General features: G+C 66.5%; 14 protein-coding genes. 8 read left to right on the forward strand and 6 right to left on the reverse strand.

Annotated elements, in window-relative coordinates:
* The 6 genes from A9X04_RS08525 to A9X04_RS08550 form a co-directional block, all read left to right on the forward strand.
* The coding region (locus A9X04_RS08525) for an amidohydrolase family protein (RefSeq protein ID WP_156764273.1) at positions 1–572 on the forward strand (572 nt) is incomplete at its 5' end.
* A 2-nt stretch (positions 573–574) separates the two neighbouring features.
* The gene (locus tag A9X04_RS08530) at positions 575–2,902 is read left to right on the forward strand and encodes a CoA transferase (protein WP_067919322.1); all 2,328 of its coding nucleotides are present in this window, start codon (positions 575–577) and stop codon (positions 2,900–2,902) included.
* Between the two features lies 1 nt (position 2,903).
* Positions 2,904–3,239, forward strand: a complete 336-nt coding sequence (locus A9X04_RS08535; RefSeq protein WP_067919323.1) for a hypothetical protein — start codon at positions 2,904–2,906, stop codon at positions 3,237–3,239.
* A gap of 22 nt (positions 3,240–3,261) precedes the next feature.
* Positions 3,262–4,422: a thiolase family protein gene (locus A9X04_RS08540; protein ID WP_067919325.1), complete on the forward strand. Its 1,161-nt coding sequence runs from the start codon at positions 3,262–3,264 to the stop codon at positions 4,420–4,422.
* Positions 4,419–4,850: a Zn-ribbon domain-containing OB-fold protein gene (locus tag A9X04_RS08545; RefSeq protein WP_067919327.1), complete on the forward strand. Its 432-nt coding sequence runs from the start codon at positions 4,419–4,421 to the stop codon at positions 4,848–4,850. The genes A9X04_RS08540 and A9X04_RS08545 overlap by 4 nt, the downstream gene beginning before the upstream one ends.
* Positions 4,847–5,500, forward strand: a complete 654-nt coding sequence (locus tag A9X04_RS08550) for a PadR family transcriptional regulator (RefSeq protein WP_067919329.1) — start codon at positions 4,847–4,849, stop codon at positions 5,498–5,500. Before A9X04_RS08545 ends, A9X04_RS08550 begins: the two co-directional genes overlap by 4 nt.
* Here the strand turns inward: A9X04_RS08550 and fadD1 are convergent.
* Positions 5,439–7,082, reverse strand: coding sequence for a fatty-acid--CoA ligase FadD1 (gene fadD1 / locus A9X04_RS08555; protein ID WP_067919330.1), 1,644 nt, complete (start codon positions 7,080–7,082; stop codon positions 5,439–5,441). The genes A9X04_RS08550 and fadD1 overlap by 62 nt on opposite strands.
* A gap of 753 nt (positions 7,083–7,835) precedes the next feature.
* Here fadD1 and A9X04_RS08560 point away from each other — a divergent pair.
* Positions 7,836–9,143, forward strand: a complete 1,308-nt coding sequence (locus A9X04_RS08560; protein WP_369828935.1) for a hypothetical protein — start codon at positions 7,836–7,838, stop codon at positions 9,141–9,143.
* A gap of 34 nt (positions 9,144–9,177) precedes the next feature.
* Here A9X04_RS08560 and A9X04_RS08565 read toward each other — a convergent pair whose 3' ends face one another.
* The 3 genes from A9X04_RS08565 to A9X04_RS08575 form a co-directional block, all read right to left on the reverse strand.
* Positions 9,178–10,017, reverse strand: a complete 840-nt coding sequence (locus A9X04_RS08565) for an aspartyl/asparaginyl beta-hydroxylase domain-containing protein (RefSeq protein ID WP_067919334.1) — start codon at positions 10,015–10,017, stop codon at positions 9,178–9,180.
* Positions 10,018–10,375: 358 nt separating this feature from the next.
* On the reverse strand, positions 10,376–11,137 hold the full coding sequence (locus A9X04_RS08570) for an SDR family NAD(P)-dependent oxidoreductase (protein ID WP_067919336.1): 762 nt from the start codon (positions 11,135–11,137) through the stop codon (positions 10,376–10,378).
* A 75-nt stretch (positions 11,138–11,212) separates the two neighbouring features.
* The gene (locus A9X04_RS08575; RefSeq protein WP_067919338.1) at positions 11,213–12,043 is read right to left on the reverse strand and encodes an alpha/beta fold hydrolase; all 831 of its coding nucleotides are present in this window, start codon (positions 12,041–12,043) and stop codon (positions 11,213–11,215) included.
* 65 nt (positions 12,044–12,108) lie between these two features.
* On the opposite strand from A9X04_RS08575, the gene A9X04_RS08580 reads away from it, so the two are divergent.
* The gene (locus A9X04_RS08580) at positions 12,109–12,729 is read left to right on the forward strand and encodes a TetR/AcrR family transcriptional regulator (RefSeq protein WP_067919340.1); all 621 of its coding nucleotides are present in this window, start codon (positions 12,109–12,111) and stop codon (positions 12,727–12,729) included.
* A gap of 3 nt (positions 12,730–12,732) precedes the next feature.
* Here A9X04_RS08580 and A9X04_RS08585 read toward each other — a convergent pair whose 3' ends face one another.
* Together A9X04_RS08585 and A9X04_RS08590 are read right to left on the reverse strand one after the other, a co-directional pair.
* On the reverse strand, positions 12,733–13,230 hold the full coding sequence (locus A9X04_RS08585; RefSeq protein ID WP_067919342.1) for a nitroreductase family deazaflavin-dependent oxidoreductase: 498 nt from the start codon (positions 13,228–13,230) through the stop codon (positions 12,733–12,735).
* A 132-nt stretch (positions 13,231–13,362) separates the two neighbouring features.
* Positions 13,363–16,392: an RND family transporter gene (locus tag A9X04_RS08590; protein ID WP_082974879.1), complete on the reverse strand. Its 3,030-nt coding sequence runs from the start codon at positions 16,390–16,392 to the stop codon at positions 13,363–13,365.
* Positions 16,393–16,416 lie beyond the last annotated feature (24 nt).

The following is a 16,416-nucleotide window of genomic DNA, read 5'->3' on the forward strand; positions in this document are numbered from 1 at the left end:
TCCCCCAGCTGAAGTTCTCGCTCACCGAGGGCGACGTCGGCTGGATACCGTACTTTTTGTGGCGCGCCGAACACGTCTACAACCGCCATTCGGGATGGACGCAGGCCAAGTTCCCGCCCGGTTACCGCGGGCCCACCGACGTGTTCAAGCGGCACTTCTACACGTGCTTCATCAGCGACAAGGTCGGCGTGCGCAACATGGAATGGTTCAACGAGGACATGCTGTGCTGGGAGTCCGACTTTCCCCACTCGGACAGCAACTGGCCGTTCGCGCCCGAGGACGTGATGGAGACCATGGGGCATCTCGATGACCGGGTCATCGACAAGATCACCCACCAAAACGCCATGGCCGCATACTCGTTCGACCCGTTCCAGCACATCCCCAAGGAACACGCCCGCGCCGGTTACCTGCGCGCGCAAGCCGCCGACGTCGACGTGGTGACGCACGTCGGCCGCCGGGCGAGCCAGCGCGACCGGGACGCGTGGACCCGGATGACGCAATTCGCCCTGCAGTCGCAGGTGACGGCCGAAGCCGCCGGAATATCGGGGCGTACCACCACCCTGGGCAACTGAACGTGGCAGCACGGGCGCCGTTCGCCGACTGGCGTGTGCTGGAGCTGTCCAACGGGATCGCCGTGTCCTACTGCGGCAAGATGTTCGCCGACGCGGGCGCCGACGTTGTGAAGGTCGAATCGCCACAAGGTGATTCGATCCGTCGGCGATCTGCCGGCGGCCCACCCGGGGCGTTGTTCGCCTACCTGGCCGCCGGCAAGAAATCGGTGCTCGACAACGGCGGGGCGGAGATCACCGCGCTGCTGTCCGGTGCCGACATCGTGCTCACCGACTTGACCGACGGTTGGACGCTCGACCGCATCACCGCCCACACCGCCGGTTCGACCGTGGTGGTGGCCGTGACACCGTTCGGCACGACGGGACCCTACGTCGACGACCGGGTGCTCGCCAACGAGTTCATCCTGCAGGCGTTGTGCGGCTCGACGGCCGGCCGGGGCTGGCCGGAGGACGAACCGGTGCAGGCAGGCGGTCAGCTCGGCGAGTGGTTGGCGGGCACCTTCGCGGCCGCGGTCGCCGCGGCGACCGCCCGGCACGCCGCCCGGGGCGGCCGGGGCGAGGTCATCGACGTCTCGACCTACGAGGCGATGGTGATTGCGATGGGCGGCCTGTCCGCCATGTCGGCCAGCGTTTTGGGCGCGGATTCCCCGTTGGGCCGGCGCAGCCTGGAGCTGCCCTCGATCGTCCCCACGGCCGATGGCATGGTCGGCTTCTGCACCATCACCGCGCAGCAGTTCCAGGACTTCCTGGTGCTCATCGACCGCCCCGATCTCCTTGACGACGTCGAGCTGGCCTCGTTCGACGGCCGCGTCGCCCGCCGCGACGAATTCCTCGGCATGGTCACGCAGTGGACCCAGTCGCGCACCACCCAGGAGATCGTCGACCTCGCGGTCGCCTTCCGCATTCCGGTGGCACCGATCGGGACACCCGAAATGCTCCCTCACATCGACCATTTCGTGGAGCGCGGGGTGTTCGTCGAATCCGCGGCCGGTGGGTTGCAGCCGAGGGTGCCCTATCGCAGCGACGCGATAACGACCAGGCCGCCGGGACCGGCGCCGCGGCTCGGCGCTGACAACGGCCGCGTCGAGTGGCCACCACGGCACATCCCCCGCCGCGGGGCGGACACGCTGCCGCTGGAGGACACGCGGATAACCGATTTCACCGCGTTCTGGGCGGGACCGGTCGCCACCCAGCTGCTGGGCGCCCTGGGCGCGGACGTGATCAAAGTTGAGGGGGTCCGGCGGCCCGACGGCATGCGGTTCTCCGCCGGCCGTCCACCCAGCTGGGACCAGTGGTGGGAGTGGGGCCCGGTCTTTCTGTGCAGCAACAACAACAAGCGCGCCGTCAGCGTCGAGCTCAGCACCGAGGCGGGGCGGGCGATCGCGCTGGAGCTGGTGGCCGCAAGCGATCTGGTCATCGAGAACTTCTCGCCGCGGGTGATGACGAACTTCGGCCTGGGCTGGGATGCCGTGCGCGCGGCCAACCCCCGCGCCATCATGGTGCGGATGCCCGCCTTCGGCCTCGACGGCCCCTGGCGTGACCGCGTGGGCTTCGCCCAGACGATGGAACAGGCGACCGGCATGGCGTGGATGACCGGGCACGCCGACGGGCCCCCGGTGATTCCCCGCGGCGTGTGCGATCCGATCGCGGGTCTGCACGCGGCGTTCGCCGCGGTGGCCGCACTGGCGATCCGCGACCGCGACGGAAACGGGATGCATGTTGAGTCCACCATGGTCGAGGCGGCGTTGAACGTCGCCGCCGAGATGGTGCTGGAGTATTCGCGATTCGGAATCCGAATGCGGCGCAACGGGAATCGCGGCCCGGATGCCAGCCCCCAAGGGGTCTACCGCTGCCGGGGCAACGACGAGTGGGTCGCGCTGGCCGCGACGAACGAGGCCGCCCGCGCGGCCCTGGCGCGGCTGCTGGGCCGACCGGACCTGCGGCCCGCCGACTGGCGGGACCGGCCGGACGAAGTCGACAAGCTGATCTCCGACTGGACCGCAGGGCGGTCGGTGGGCGACGCGGTCGAAGCGCTGCGTGCCGCGGGGGCGGCCGCGGCGCCGGTCACGCCGGCCCCGGCCCTGCTGAGCGACCAGCACCTGCACGCGCGGGGCTTCTGGGAAACCGTCGACCATCCGGTCGCCGGCTCCTTCCTGTGCACCGGAATGCCGTTCGCCTTCCTGGGCCGACCGCGGCGGTGGATCCGCCGGATACCGCCGCTGTACGGCCAGCACACCGAGGAGGTCCTGACGGGCGTGCTGGGACGCAGCCAACAGGACCTGGCCGCGCTGCGGGAGTCCGGAACCCTCAGCGCCCGGCCGGCGGGCCTGTGACATGGCGGTCACCCTGTGCGTCCCACCGCGCGCCGGCGAATTGTGCGCCCCGGTGCGCTTTTTGGTCCGCCAGGACTCCGTGGTGATCGAGTTGACCGCACGACACCGCATCACCACTGTCGAGTGGGACGAGCGGGAGCGTGCGGTCGCGATGGTCGTCGAGATCACCGACCCACAGACCGCGCGGCCCGTCGACGTGCGGATCGACATCGTGGACAGGGGCACGGGCGGCCCGCCCACCGGCGCCCGCGCCACGACGATCGGGACGATCACCCGCGACGGCCACGACTACGACGTCGTCGGCACCTACCTCGGCGTCGTGGCGAACGAAAACTAGAGGGACGCAAAGGAACACGGAGTTGGCAGCGACGAAGCGGACCGCGGCGATCGTCGGGGTGCACAACACCCGACAGGGCCGGCGCCTGGACGGCGAGACCTCGCGGACCCTGACCCTGAGCGCCATCCGCGGCGCGCTCGACGACGCCGGGCTGAGCCTGGACGACGTTGACGGGATCAGCGCGGGCCCGCTGTCCACCGCCCTCATCTACGACCTGCGCCTCGGCCCGGCGTGGCAGGGCCTTGCCTTCGGTGTCGGCATGATCACCGAGGCCGTCACCGCGATCGAGCACGGCATGGCTGACGTGGTGGTGCTCGTCGCCGCCCAGGCGGGCGAGTACCGCGACCACCAGGCGACGGCGCCCTGGACCCGGCCGGAAAACGAATTCGTCGCGCCCTGGGGCATGTTCACCACCGCCGAGTTCGCGCTCATCGCACGCCGCCACATGCACACCTACGGCACCACGCGCGAACAACTTTCGATCGTCGCCGCCACCATCCGCAACAACGGATCGCGCAACCCCGAAGCCGTCTACTACCAACGCGGACCCTTCACGCCGGACGACATCACCGCATCCCGGCCCATTGCGGACCCCTTCCACCTCCTGGACTGCGCCACCACCTCCGAAGGAGGGTGCGCCCTGGTCGTGGCTGACGTCGAAAAGACTGATGGCGCAAGCCAACCCGTCTATGTACTGGGCAGCGGCGCCGACTTCCACGGCCCGTCCTACCAGCACCCGCCGGCGTGGGACCTCGCCGGGCGGCGCGACGGACACGTGAACGGCGTGGTCGGCAGGCGCGCCGCCGAGCGGGCGTTCGGCCACGCCGGGCTGCGGCCCGACGACGTCGACGTGCTGGAGCTCTACGACCCGTTCTCCTTCGAGATCATCCGCCAGCTCGAGGCGTTCGGGTTCTGCGGCGAGGGCGAGGGCGGTCCGTTCGTCGCCGACGGCCACGTCGCCATCGACGGCAGCCACCCCATCACCACCGACGGAGGAACCATGTCGTTCAGCCACGCGGGCTCCAATCCGCAGATGATGCAGCGGGCCGTCCGGGCCGTCCAGCAGCTGCGCGGACAGGCGGGCGATCTCCAGGTTCCCGACGCGCACATCGCGTTGTGCAGCAACGGGGGAGCGGGCGCCTTGTTCACCACACTGCTGCTCCTGGGAGACGAACCGCTGTGACTTCCAATGCTTTGCACCCGCAGAGCGGGCCGGTGCCCCACGCGAGTAGCCACCTCAGCGTTCCCTTCTGGGAGGGCTGCCGGTCCGGTGAATTGCGGTATCAACGCTGCGCAGCCTGCGGCCTGGCGAACTTCCCGCCGACCGAGCACTGCCGCCAATGCCTTTCGGCGCAAGTGCATTGGGAGCTCAGCGCGGGGCTGGGCGAGATCTACAGCTGGACGGTGGTTCACCGGCCGGTGACGGCGGAATTCTCCCCGCCCTACGCGCCCGCCATCGTCACGCTGGACGAGGGATATCAGATGCTGACCAACGTCATCGGTGTCGCGCCGGGGGAGTTGCGGATAGGCATGCGAGTGCGGGTGGCGTTCCATGCCGTCGGACCCGACGTCACCCTGCCCTACTTCACCGGGCAGAACCAGCGGCCGTGAGCCCCCGGCGCACCAGCAACGGCCTGCCGGTAACGGCCTACCTGGTGCTGGGCGTGCTCGCCGCCAACGACGAGCAGCTCACCGCGGGCGAGATCAAGATGCGCGCCGAGCTGTCCGTCGGCCATTTCTATTGGTCGCCGTCCGTCAGTCACGTGCGGCGCGAACTCAACCGGCTGCTGGCGCGCGGCATGGTCGGCGAGATCGGCGCCAAATCGGGCAAGCGGTCGATCACCCTCTACGAGACCACCGATGCCGGGCTCGACGCACTGCGGCGGTGGGTGCAGCACTTCCCGGGTGACGACCAGGTCGTCATCAAGCATCCCGTGATCCTGCGAACCTGGCTCGCCCGGGGCGGGGACCCGGAACTCATCGTCGACACGTTGGACCGCCATCTCGAGGCGACCCGGGCGCGGCTGGACGAGGCGTTGTGGTCGCGGCAGCGCTCGCGGGACCTGGGCATCAGCGCCGACCCGGACCAGCGCTTCTCAGTCGCCGTCCTGGACTACGCGATCCGCGGGCTGTACGCGGAGCTATCCAACATCGCGCAGTTGCGCGACGAGATCGCCTGCGGCACACCGCGCGACCCGGTCAAGCGGGTGCGACGGCCGAAGGGCCAGATCCGCCGTCGAGTGCCTCCGAGCCCGGTCTAGGCGTCGCGACCGCGTAGGCGGTCCCGCGCGGCTCGCGCTCCCACAGCACCTCCCCATCGCCGACGCCCGTCCCTTCGGCGATCAGCTGGCGTTTGAGCACCTTGTGCGTGGCGGTGCTGGGCAGGTCGGTGGCGATGCGGACGTACCGCGGGCGCGCCTTCGGGGACAGGTCGGGCTGAGCGTCGAGGAATGCCTCGAACGCGTCGGGGTCCAGGGTGTGCCCCTCGTTGAGCACGATCGCCGCCATCACCTGGTCACCGACGCGTCCGTCCGGGACGGCGTATACCGCTACCCGGTTGATCGCGCTGTGCCGCAACAGGATCCGCTCTATCGGCGCGGCGGCCAGATTCTCCCCGTCGACCCTCGTCCAGTCGGCGGTGCGGCCGGCCAGGTATATCCACCCTTCGGAGTCGCGGTAGGCCAGGTCGCCCGACCAGTACATGCCGTGCCGCATCCGCTCGGCGTTGGCCTCCGGGTCGTTGTAGTACCCGGTGAAAAACCCCGAGCCCGCCGTGTTGACCAACTCGCCGACCGCTTCGTCGGCATTGACCAGGGCGCCGTCAGCGTCGAAGCGCGCGACCGCGCACTCGGTCACGGTCTCGCTGTTGTAGATCGCCACCCCGTCGACCCCTTTGCCGATCGACCCTTTCGGCGTGCCGGGTTCGCGGATCACGATGACCGCGTTCTCCGTCGAGCCGAAGCCGTCCTCGACCTGCACAGCGAAGCGGCGCCCGAACTCCTCGATGTCCTTGTCGTTGGCCTCGTTGCCGAACGCCACCCGCAGCGGGTTGTCGGCATCGTCGTCGCGCTCGGGCGTGGCCAGGATGTAGGCCAGCGGCTTGCCCACGTAGTTCATGTACGTCGCACCGTAGTGGCGGATGTCGTCGAGGAAGCTGCTCGCCGAGAACTTCGCCGGCACGATCGCGGCGCCGGAGACCACCGCGGGCGCCCAACCGGCGACGACCGCGTTGGAGTGGAACAGCGGCATCGACACGTAGCAGGTGTCCCGCTCGGACAGCTCGAAGCGTTGAACCAGGTTGATGCCGGCGAACGTCGCCATCAGGTGCGACACCTGCACCGCCTTGGGGTTCCCGCTGGTGCCCGACGTGAAGATCATCATGAACGGGTCGGTCGCGGTCACCTGCCGGTGCGGCACCAGCTCGCCCGCACCTTCGACGAACTCGGCCCACTGCGGGCTCGAGGTGTCGAGGATCTGGGTGCCCTCCAGGTCCAGGCCGTCCAGCAGCGGCCGGTGTTGGTCATCGGTCACCAGGAACTGGCAATGTGCGCGCCGGACGTCGGCCGCGAGCGCCTCGCCTCGCCGAGTGTTGTTCAGGCCGCACAGGACGTAGCCGCCCAGGCCGGCGGCCGCCATCTGGGCCAGCATTTCGGGGTTGTTTCCCAACAGGACGCCCACGTGCATCGGCCGGTTCGGATCGGCGGCGGAGATCAGGGCCGCGGCCCGCTGCGCCGATCCGGCCAGGTACTGACTCCAACTCCACTGCAGGGCGCGATGTTTGACCGCGACGCCCGGGTCGGACAAGCGCTTGCGCAGCAGCGCTTGAATGGTGTCGTCGGTCATCGGTCTCAAATCACCTTCACTATGCCCGGGCCCACTGCGAGACGAGACGGTCCGTCTTATGGTAGCGGGCCCCGCGCCGCCGTTCGCAGTCCGGACCGATGGGCCGCCCACCACCTCGTGTTGTGGAACTCTTCACGCCGGATTCTCCCAGGCTTCCCTCTCGAACACTGCGTGTACAGCTGCCCCGGCCGCATAGAACGGCGACCATAGCCTCATGCTGTTTGAGTTGCACCGCTCGCTGATTCTGCTCAGGAACCGAGCCCGAGAGCTTCATCGCCAAGCCTCACAACCACGGTCGCGCGATCTCACCCACCGGCGGCGCCACCGTGGCCGGCCGGCCGCGCCGAACGACCACCAGGAACGCTGATTCCACTGGTGCCGTTGAAGGCCGAGTCCATCGCGTGATTGCTCGCCACGTTGCGCCGTGCGACCTGCTGTGTGGAGGCAGAAGCGCTGAACTGGTGGAGAGTCGAGACGCGCCCGCATTCCGTCGTCGCAGAGGACGTTAGTCACAGTAGCTGTCATGGCGTCGGGAAGCTCGTGCAATCGGGATGATCGCCTTTCGATCGTCATACCGTCCCGCGCTCGACCCCAAACTGGTTGTCATTGTGTCGCGGTTACAGCATTCAGCTGACCGACGCTTCAGATGAATACGGCAGGATCAGGTTGCCGCGCTTATGACCGCATTCGGGAGATCAGCGGCCTAATATGACTGCCGTGACTACCGGACCGCACCCGGTTCCAGCCGCGGGAATACATGATCCCGCCGAAGTTGTCCACGAGTGGACGTCGCTCCAAAAGCTTGGATTCCGACTGCTTTTCACCGTGGGTGGCGGGCTGCTTTTCGTAGCCGTTATCGGTGGCAGTGTGGTGAAAGACTCTGTGGGCCGCCACCCACTGGAACCGATGATCTGGCTAATCGCGCAAGTCGGCAGTTACCCGATCCAACGTCATGGTGTCGAGATCACCAAATCGGCGGGCTCAGACACGCTGTGGTTCTGGTGTTTGCATCTCGGCTGGATTCTGGTGGCAGTGGCGATCACCGCGGCATGGACAGTCATGGATCGGCGGCGTTCGGAATACCGGCGCTTGGCCGCTTCGCTGATCGTGTGCGCACGCTTCGGGTTGGCGATGGTGATGATCCTCTATGGGCTGGGCAAAGTGATTCCCGTCCAAATGGCGTTCATGACGCGGCCAGATCACCAACTGCAGTTGGTGGGCGATACCAGTCTGTTCGAGACGCTCTGGGGCTTCATGGGGGCCTCTGAGCCGTACTCCGTGGCGACAGGGCTAGTTGAACTGATATCGGGATTGCTGCTGCTGTGGAACCGTACGCAACTGCTCGGGGCGCTCGGGGCGGCGATGGCCATGGCGCAGGTTTTTGCGCTGAATATGACCTATGACGTGCCTGTGAAGCTGGCTGTCGGCGAATTATTGTTGGTTGCCATCGCTATCACCTCGCCGTATTGGTCGAACCTGATGCGCGTGGTGTTCAATCGCGGTGAGACTCGGCCGGTTGAGCCCTGGCCGCCACTGGGCGCAGATAATCGCTGGTTGCGGCGAGCCGGCGTGGTCGCCAAGTACGGCATCGCCGGATTGTTGCTGAGTTTCACCGCCATGCAGAACGCCGTGGCGTACAACGTCTTTCACACTCCCACCTCGGCTCTGGACGGAGTCTGGCGCGCAACGTCGTTCACCGTCGACGGTCGTGAAGCAACGCTAAATCAGACGAGACCCCAGCCGTGGGTCAATGTGGCGATCGCCGACCGCAACAAGGAGCCACAACTCGGTGTGGTCAGGTTCGCTAGCCAGGTGCCAGCGGGCTACATCACCATCTGGCTGCTGAACATCAACGGGAATCGGCTCGAATTGCGCAAGCGCGAGTCCGATTCGGTCCAAGTCGTGCTACGCGCGACCCAGCCGGACAAGGACCTGCTGGTGCTGACGGGTGAGTTGGACGGTAGGCAGATCAAGGGCACATTTGAACGTCGGTTCATGGAACGCAGCAAGTCGAGTTTCCAGCTTGTGAGCCCCCCGATCCCGTTGGACTCTCTGCGGTAGTCCTCGCCTGACGGCACCAGCGATCGCACAGTTGTCAGGCAGGCTCTGCCACGGCCCGATCGAAAGCGGCTTGCTTCTTTTGCATTCGCCGCACGACGGGCGACCAGCCCATGAGCGTGATCATCGCCGAGTTGAAGATGTTGAACGGGAACTTCATTGGTCTCGTGATGTCGAGGAACAGCACGACGCGGGTTTCCTCGGTGTTGTTCCACACTTCGTGTTCATAGGTGTCATCGAACATCAGCGCCACCCCCTCGTGAAAAGAGGCGGTCTCGTTGCCGACACGGATTCCACATTCACCGTGCCGAGGGACCAAGAGAGGCAAGTGATAGCGAATGACGCCTTGGTAGGGCCCTCGGTGCGGTGGGATCTTCTTCCCCGGTGACAGAATGGAGAAGAACGCTGTTTTCATTCCGGGTATGAACTCCAGGAGCCGAGCCGTATCGGGGCATTCGTTGCATTGTTTGTCGAAACGTTGTCCGTAGATGTAGAAGAAATAGCTAAGCCATTTATCGTCATTTGAAATCGACGCTATCGTCTCGATGATGTCTTGGTGGTTCGGGATGGTCTCCGGCGCCGATAGCAGAGTCTTCAGTTCAGCTTGAACCTTGCTCATCTCGGATGCGACGTGCTCGTGCCATTCGAATTGCGTGGGATCGATGAACGGTGTTGTCTCTACCAGTGAGAATCTCCTGGGGACAATCAAGTTGATCGTCTTCAACCCGAGCGTGATGGTGAGAAACCAGAGGAATTGGAGAGCCGCGGGCGCTTTACTGACGTTGCGGCCCAGCCATTGAATGGAAATCGCTTTGGTAGCTGTGCCGCCGGTGGGTGCAGGCGCATTGACTGTAGCCATGAACTGCTCTCCGATCACTGGGCATTCCGTTGAGCTCGTGATGATGTTGTGGTGAAGCACCTACGCGCGACGACGTTGGCGCCCTTTAGCGGGCTGCCGTCCCCCGGAACAGCGCCTCTTGTGTGTTCGTCGGCGATGCCGCATGAATCACCGTTGGGCGAGTGTATGTGCCCGACGCGGCGTTTTCGTCACAAATGATGAACATCGGCCTGACTGGGTACCGCAGGAGGTACGGCATCGGCCTATAAGTGCATCCATCTGGAAGCGAGACCGGCCAGCTGCTCGATAGCTGGTGTCGGCGCCGACTTCCGAGAGCGGTCAATCATTGGTGCCACTGTCAGAGCCGACGTGGCGATCACTGAACGTGCGCCCGGCGCTATCCGCCCACCATCATCAGGCCGCCATCGACGGCCAGAAGCTGCCCGGTGATGAACCCGGAACCCGGACCGGCGAGAAAGACCAGCATCGGGCCGAGGTCGCGGGCGGGGTCGCCCAGCGCCCCGCCCAACGGGATCATCATCTGCATCTGCTGGTCGATCAACGCGCTCGCGTCGGGGCCGAGGAACTCGCGCAGCCGGTCGGCGCCGGCCGTCTGCACCGCCGGCGCCAGAGCGTTGACGGTGATCTTGTCTCCCGCCCAGGCCTTGGCGGCCGAGCGCGTCCACGCCTGCACCGCGCCCTTGGTCGCGGCGTAGACGGCCGAGATCGGGCTGCCCATAACGGCTTCCGAAGAGCCGAAGTTGATGATCCTGCCGCCCTTGGGGTCTTGCTCCTTCATCACCGCGTAGGCGGCCTGGTTGGTGAGGATGGTCGCCTTCACGTTGGTGTCCAACAAGAACGAGATCTCGTCGACGCCGATGTAGCCGGGGATCCCGGCCTGCCAGAGGCCCGCGGCGTTGACCAGCACGTCGAGCCCGCCCAGGCGTTCGGCGGCCTGCCGCACCATCGCCGAGACGGCGTCGGCGTCGCGCACGTCGCACTGCAGCCAGCTGGCCGCAAGGTCCTCCGGCGGCGGGGTCCGGTGATAGGTGGCGGCGACGTCGGCCCCCGCCTCGGTGAGGGCGCCCACGGCGGCCGCGCCGATTCCGGTCGCTCCGCCGGTCACCAGGATCCGCCGGCCTTGCAGCACGTCTTCCATGCCCGCGAGCGTAACGCCACGGCGAAATCCTGCTCGATTTTTCGCCGTGGCGTTACGCGCGCGAGGCAGCAGGCGTTACGTGCGCACCGCGATCGTCGACAACAGCCCTGCCAGTCGGTCCGGCTGGTCGATCATCGAGAAAGTCCTGGCCCCCTCGATGACCTCCAGGCGGGCGTGGGGGATGGTGGCGGCCAGCCGGACGCCGTCCTCCTGCTCGAAGAACACGTCGTCGGCCGACCACGCGATCAGGGTGGGCTTGTCGAACTCGGGCAGCCGGTCCGCCACCCCCGTCGTCACCTCGGTGCGCATGGACAACGTGAACTGGCGTAGGTCTTCGGCGATGCGGGCGTCGGACAGGCCCGGGCGGACCCAGGCCTCGGTGAGGTCGTCGATGTTGCGGTGGGCCAGCCCGTCGAACGCGCGCTTGCGCGCGGCCGGCAATCGCATAGCCTGGGCGACGCCCCGGAAGGTCGCCTTCGACTTGGCCGCCAGGATCACCGGTTTGAGGATCGGCGGTGGAAAGTGTTCGAACGCATCGCAACTCGTGAGCACCAGCGCGCCGAGCCGCTCGGGGTGGTGGACGGCGACCAGTTGGGTGACGACCCCGCCGGTATCGTTGCCGACGAGCACCACGTCCTCGAGGTCGAGGGCGGCCAGCACCTCGGCGACCATGCCCGCGACACCGGTGATGGTCCGATCGGCGCCGGGGCGCAACGGTTCCGGATGGGCGCCCAACGACCACGTCGGGGCGATGCAGCGCAGCCCGAGGTCGGCGAGGCGTTGGCCGACCTGGCGCCACAGCTCGCCCCCCATCATGTACCCGTGGACGAAGACCACCGGCCTGCCGTTATCGGGTCCGGTTGCTTCGTAATGGATGGTTCCGGCGCTAATGTCGATCGTCGACATGAAGGGCTCCTAATTCGAGTACATTTACAAACAGGCTGTCTGTTCGTAAGTTACCAACAGGGTGTATGGAAAGCAAGAGACGGACTCAGGAAGAGCGTTCCGCGGCGACCCGTGTCGCGCTGATCGCGGCTGCCCGCAAGCTGTGGGGGCTGCGGGGCTATGCGGAGGTGGGCACGCCGGAGATCGCGACCACCGCGGGGGTGACGCGCGGGGCGATGTACCACCAATTCGCCGACAAAGCAACGCTTTTCCGGGAAGTCGTCGAAGCCGTGGAGCAGGACGTGATGGCCCGGATGGGCACCCTGGTGGCTCAGTCCGGGGCGACCACGCCGGCGGACGCGATCCGTGCCGCGGTCGACGCGTGGCTGGAGGTCTCCGGGGACCCCGAGGTGCGCCAGCTGATGCTGCTGGACGCCCCGAGCGTGCTGGGCTGGGCCGGCTTTCGCGATGTCGCCCAGCGGTACAGCCTGGGCATGACCGAACAGTTGCTCACCGAGGCCGTCCGGGCCGGCCAGTTGCCGAAGCAGCCGGTGCGGCCGCTGGCGCACGTGCTCATCGGCGCGCTCGACGAGGCGGCCATGCTGATCGCCACCGCCGACGACCCGAAGCGCATGCGCCGGGAGACGCGCCAGGTGCTGCACCGCCTGATCGACGGGATGTTGAGCGAACCGGATCCGGCGCAGTGAACCTCAGCCGTCAGATCGGCGTAGCCATAAGAACTGCTTGAGCTCGCGTGCGGGCAGGCGAAAATACGATGGGATAGCTTGCAGCACACCAGGACTCATGGGGATTATCTCAGGCCGGTCTAAAGCGAATGTTTGGCCGCGCCAGGTGAGCGTGGCACGGCCGGAGGCAATGACATTTCGGCACCAGTCCACGTCGGCGCCGTACGAGAGCCCGATCACAAATCCATCCTCGTAGGGAAAGGCGCCCACGGGTGTCGCGTAGGCGCGTCCGGATCGACGACCGACGTGCTCGAGAAGCGCATACGGCGAATGGGCCTTGCCCGCCATCGGACGGATGATCTTGTTGTAGGGCTTGAGCAGCGTGGGGCGCAGGCGCGGATTGCGCTGCACGATCTTCGCCAGTGCATAACTCATCAGCAGCCACGCCACCGCGAAAGAGCTCAGCAGGAAGATAAGCCTGAAAGCCACTCTTAACGAATGGGACGTCCGCTCAGTCTGCATGGTCGGAGGCTATCCTCCGGCGTGCGTGGCCGCGGCGGTCAAAGGACTCTCATCACGGGGACCAAGGCCCGTGCCCATTCGGTAGGGCCAACCGATCGGCTACCACGAACCGCTCAGGGCCGGACTGACGGATCACGCCTTCGTTGCCGGCCACCAGCTCCGCTCCCGCAACAGCGTGGCGATGGCGGGAACGGTGAGGGTGCGGACGACAAAGGTATCCAGTAGCAGCCCGCAGCCGATGATGAACCCGGCCTGAACCATCATGTCGAGCGATCCGATCATGAGTCCGAACATGCTCGCGGCGAAGATGAGGCCCGCCGAGGTGATAACGGAGCCGGTGCTGGTGACGGTGCGCAGGACGCCGACGCGCATGTTGCGGGCTGATTCTTCGCGCAGCCGGGATATCACCAGCATGTTGTAGTCCGCGCCGACGGCTATCAGCAGGATGAACGCCAGAAGCGGGACGGGCCACGCGATGGGGTGGCCGAATCCGTATTGGAATACCAGGACTCCCAGGCCCAGTGCGGCGAAATAGTTCAACACCACAGTGCCCAGTAGGTAGACGGGGGCGACCACGGCACGCAGCAGCAGAATCAGGACGACGCCCACGATGAGCAGGGTGGCGGTGGCCAGGCGGGTGAAGTCCGTGGACAGCAAGTGTTGGAGATCGGAGTTGACGGCGGTGAAGCCGGCCACGGAGATGGCGGCGCCGGCCAGTGAGGTGTTGGGCCGGGCGGCGTTCGCGGTGTCGGTGATCGTGCGGTTGAGGGCCATCGCCTCAGCGGAGTAAGGGTCGTACGACGACGTGACGGCGAATCGGGCGGTGCGCCCGTCGGTAGAAATAAAATGCCTTGCCAGGTCACTGAATTGGCGATTCCCAAACGTGGTCGGCGGTAGATAGAAGCCGGAAGCGGCGTCTGATCCCGAGGTGGCACGAGCGGAGTTCTGCAGCTGGGCGGCGATCTGGCTCATGCCGCCCAGCAGTCGAATGTTGCTGTCGGCGAGGGCATGTACCCCGGCGGCCAGTGCCTGAGATCCCGACGCAAGTCGGCTGACGCCGGCTTGCAGGCGATGGATGTTGCCGACGAGGTCAGCGGGGTCGTCTGTGGTGCCGAGCGTCTGCTGCATGGTGGTGGCGGCGTTCTGGAGGTCGGTCAGTGTGCTGGCAAGGGTGGTGGTTTGTCTGAACTGATCGCTGAGATCGCCGACTCGGTCGAAGAATCCACCGTTGCGCAACGTGACGAGCACCCGGGTCTCGTCGCGCAGTTGCGCGCATTGTGGTGTGGTGGCGCACCACGGTGAGGCGTTGAGGCTTTCGACGAGCGGTTCGATGGCCGCAATGGCGGTGGCGGCTTGGTCGGCCAGGGGCCGCAGTCCCGCACCCGTGTGTACCGCTTGATCCACGGCTGGAGCGGTGGCGTTGAGTTGTTGCAGCAGGGGGCGGGCGCCTTGCAGCTGTTGACCTCTGCTCTCGGCTTGCTTCAACAGATCGGTGAGCGGTGTGAGCGCACGCCTCAGCGTGGTGTCGAGTTGACCCAAGCCGGCCGCGAGTTGGTCGGCGCCGTTGGTGAGCTTGGCCAGGTCGTCCCTGTGGGATTCGCCATCGGCGACAGCGCCAGCCATCCTGTCGCCGATTTGCCCGTTCTGCCAGGACAATTGCGCCTGATCGAGGCGGTCCCCTGTCGGGCGGGTGACACCGGAGACGCGAGTGACACCGGGAAGCTGAGCCACCCGCGAGGCCAGCGCGTCGAGGTCGGCGAGGCCCTTGGCGGTGCGCATGTCGGTGCCGGACTGCACCAGCAGGAATTGGTTGATGACAGTGTCTTTGGGGAAGTGCCGATCCAACAGCTGATAGCCGTGATTGCTTGCGGTGCTTCCGGGTTGTCCTTTGCGATCGTCGTAGCTGATCGTCATGGCGGCCACGACGCCGGCCAGCGCCAGCAGCACCACCAGGCTTGCGACCAGCACCGGCATTGGCCGTCGTACCACCATGACGGCGATCGGGTTCCAGTACCGGCGAGACAGGTCGGCGCGGGGCTCGGCGATGCCGCGGCTGGCCGCCAGCGCCAACAGCGGCGGGAGGAGTGTGATGGTGGCCAGGAATCCAATCAGCACCGCTATCCCACAAGCGGGGCCAACGCCCTGGAAGACGCTCAGGCGAGCGAACACCATGGACGCCAGCGCCAAAGCGACAGTGGCCGCGGAAGCCAAGATGACGCGACCGATGCTGCCGCAAGCGTGGATGATGGCCTGTTCTGGGGCGTTTCCATGTCGTCGTTGTTCGTGATAGCGGCTGATCAAGAACACGCTGTAGTCGGTGCCGGCGCCCAACAGAACCGCGGTCATGAACGCGATGGTGAATTGTGATACTGGAACGCCGAATTCACCGAGTGCCGAGAGAACGCCTCGGCCGACGGCCACGCTCGCACCGATGACCAATAGCGGCAGCAGGGCGGTGGCCACCGACCGGTATACCAGCAGCAGGATGAGTCCGATCAAGGCGGCGGTCGCCACGGAGATGAGGAGCAGTTCGTGCTCGCCGGAGCCGATCTGATCACGGAACGTGGCGGCCGGGCCGGTGACGTAGGCGATGGTCGATGACCCGGTGACGACGGAGGAGACGCGCGCGCGCACGGCATCGACCGATTCGGCTGACATGGGATCGCCCAGGGTGCCGACGATCCCGATGGGCAGGAACCACGCCTTCCCGTCTTTACTCACCGCGCGGCTTCTGGTGGTGGGCTCGGCAAGGAGGTCCTGCACCAACAGAACGTGCGTCTTGTCGGCGCGCAGCGCGGTCACGAGTGCGTCGTAGCGTTGTCGCGCGGCCGGGGTCAGCCCCGCGGGGTCTTCCATCGCGATGACGATCGAGGTCTTGGCGCCCCGTTCGTCGAACGCCGCCGCCATCCGGTCAAGCGCTTGAAACGACGCCACGTCACCGGGCAAGAGCTGGACCGATTGCTGACGCACGACGGTCTCCAGCTGTGGGAAGGCGACGGCGAGGATCGCCGCCACGCCAATCCACGTGCCGATCACCAAGGCTTTGCGCCGGACGGCGAATCCGCCCAATGCGGCAAGGCGTGCGCTGTATTCACCGGTGCGCGCAAGCGGCCGATCGGTATGCCCCGGTGGACGTCGGACCGCGTCGACGAATCGTGTCACCGCAGTCCCCTGACCAACGGCCAC

It is taken from the genome of Mycobacterium sp. E3247, assembly GCF_001667785.1.
Lineage (GTDB): Bacteria > Actinomycetota > Actinomycetes > Mycobacteriales > Mycobacteriaceae > Mycobacterium.

Coding starts and splice junctions, on each gene's coding strand:
- A9X04_RS08570 (WP_067919336.1), bottom strand. CDS start 11,137: ATGGAAGACGTGCTGCAAGGCCGGCGGATCCTGGTGACCGGCGGAGCG.
- A9X04_RS08580 (WP_067919340.1), top strand. CDS start 12,109: ATGGAAAGCAAGAGACGGACTCAGGAAGAGCGTTCCGCGGCGACCCGT.
- A9X04_RS08585 (WP_067919342.1), bottom strand. CDS start 13,230: ATGCAGACTGAGCGGACGTCCCATTCGTTAAGAGTGGCTTTCAGGCTT.
- A9X04_RS08575 (WP_067919338.1), bottom strand. CDS start 12,043: ATGTCGACGATCGACATTAGCGCCGGAACCATCCATTACGAAGCAACC.
- fadD1 (WP_067919330.1), bottom strand. CDS start 7,082: ATGACCGACGACACCATTCAAGCGCTGCTGCGCAAGCGCTTGTCCGAC.
- A9X04_RS08535 (WP_067919323.1), top strand. CDS start 2,904: ATGGCGGTCACCCTGTGCGTCCCACCGCGCGCCGGCGAATTGTGCGCC.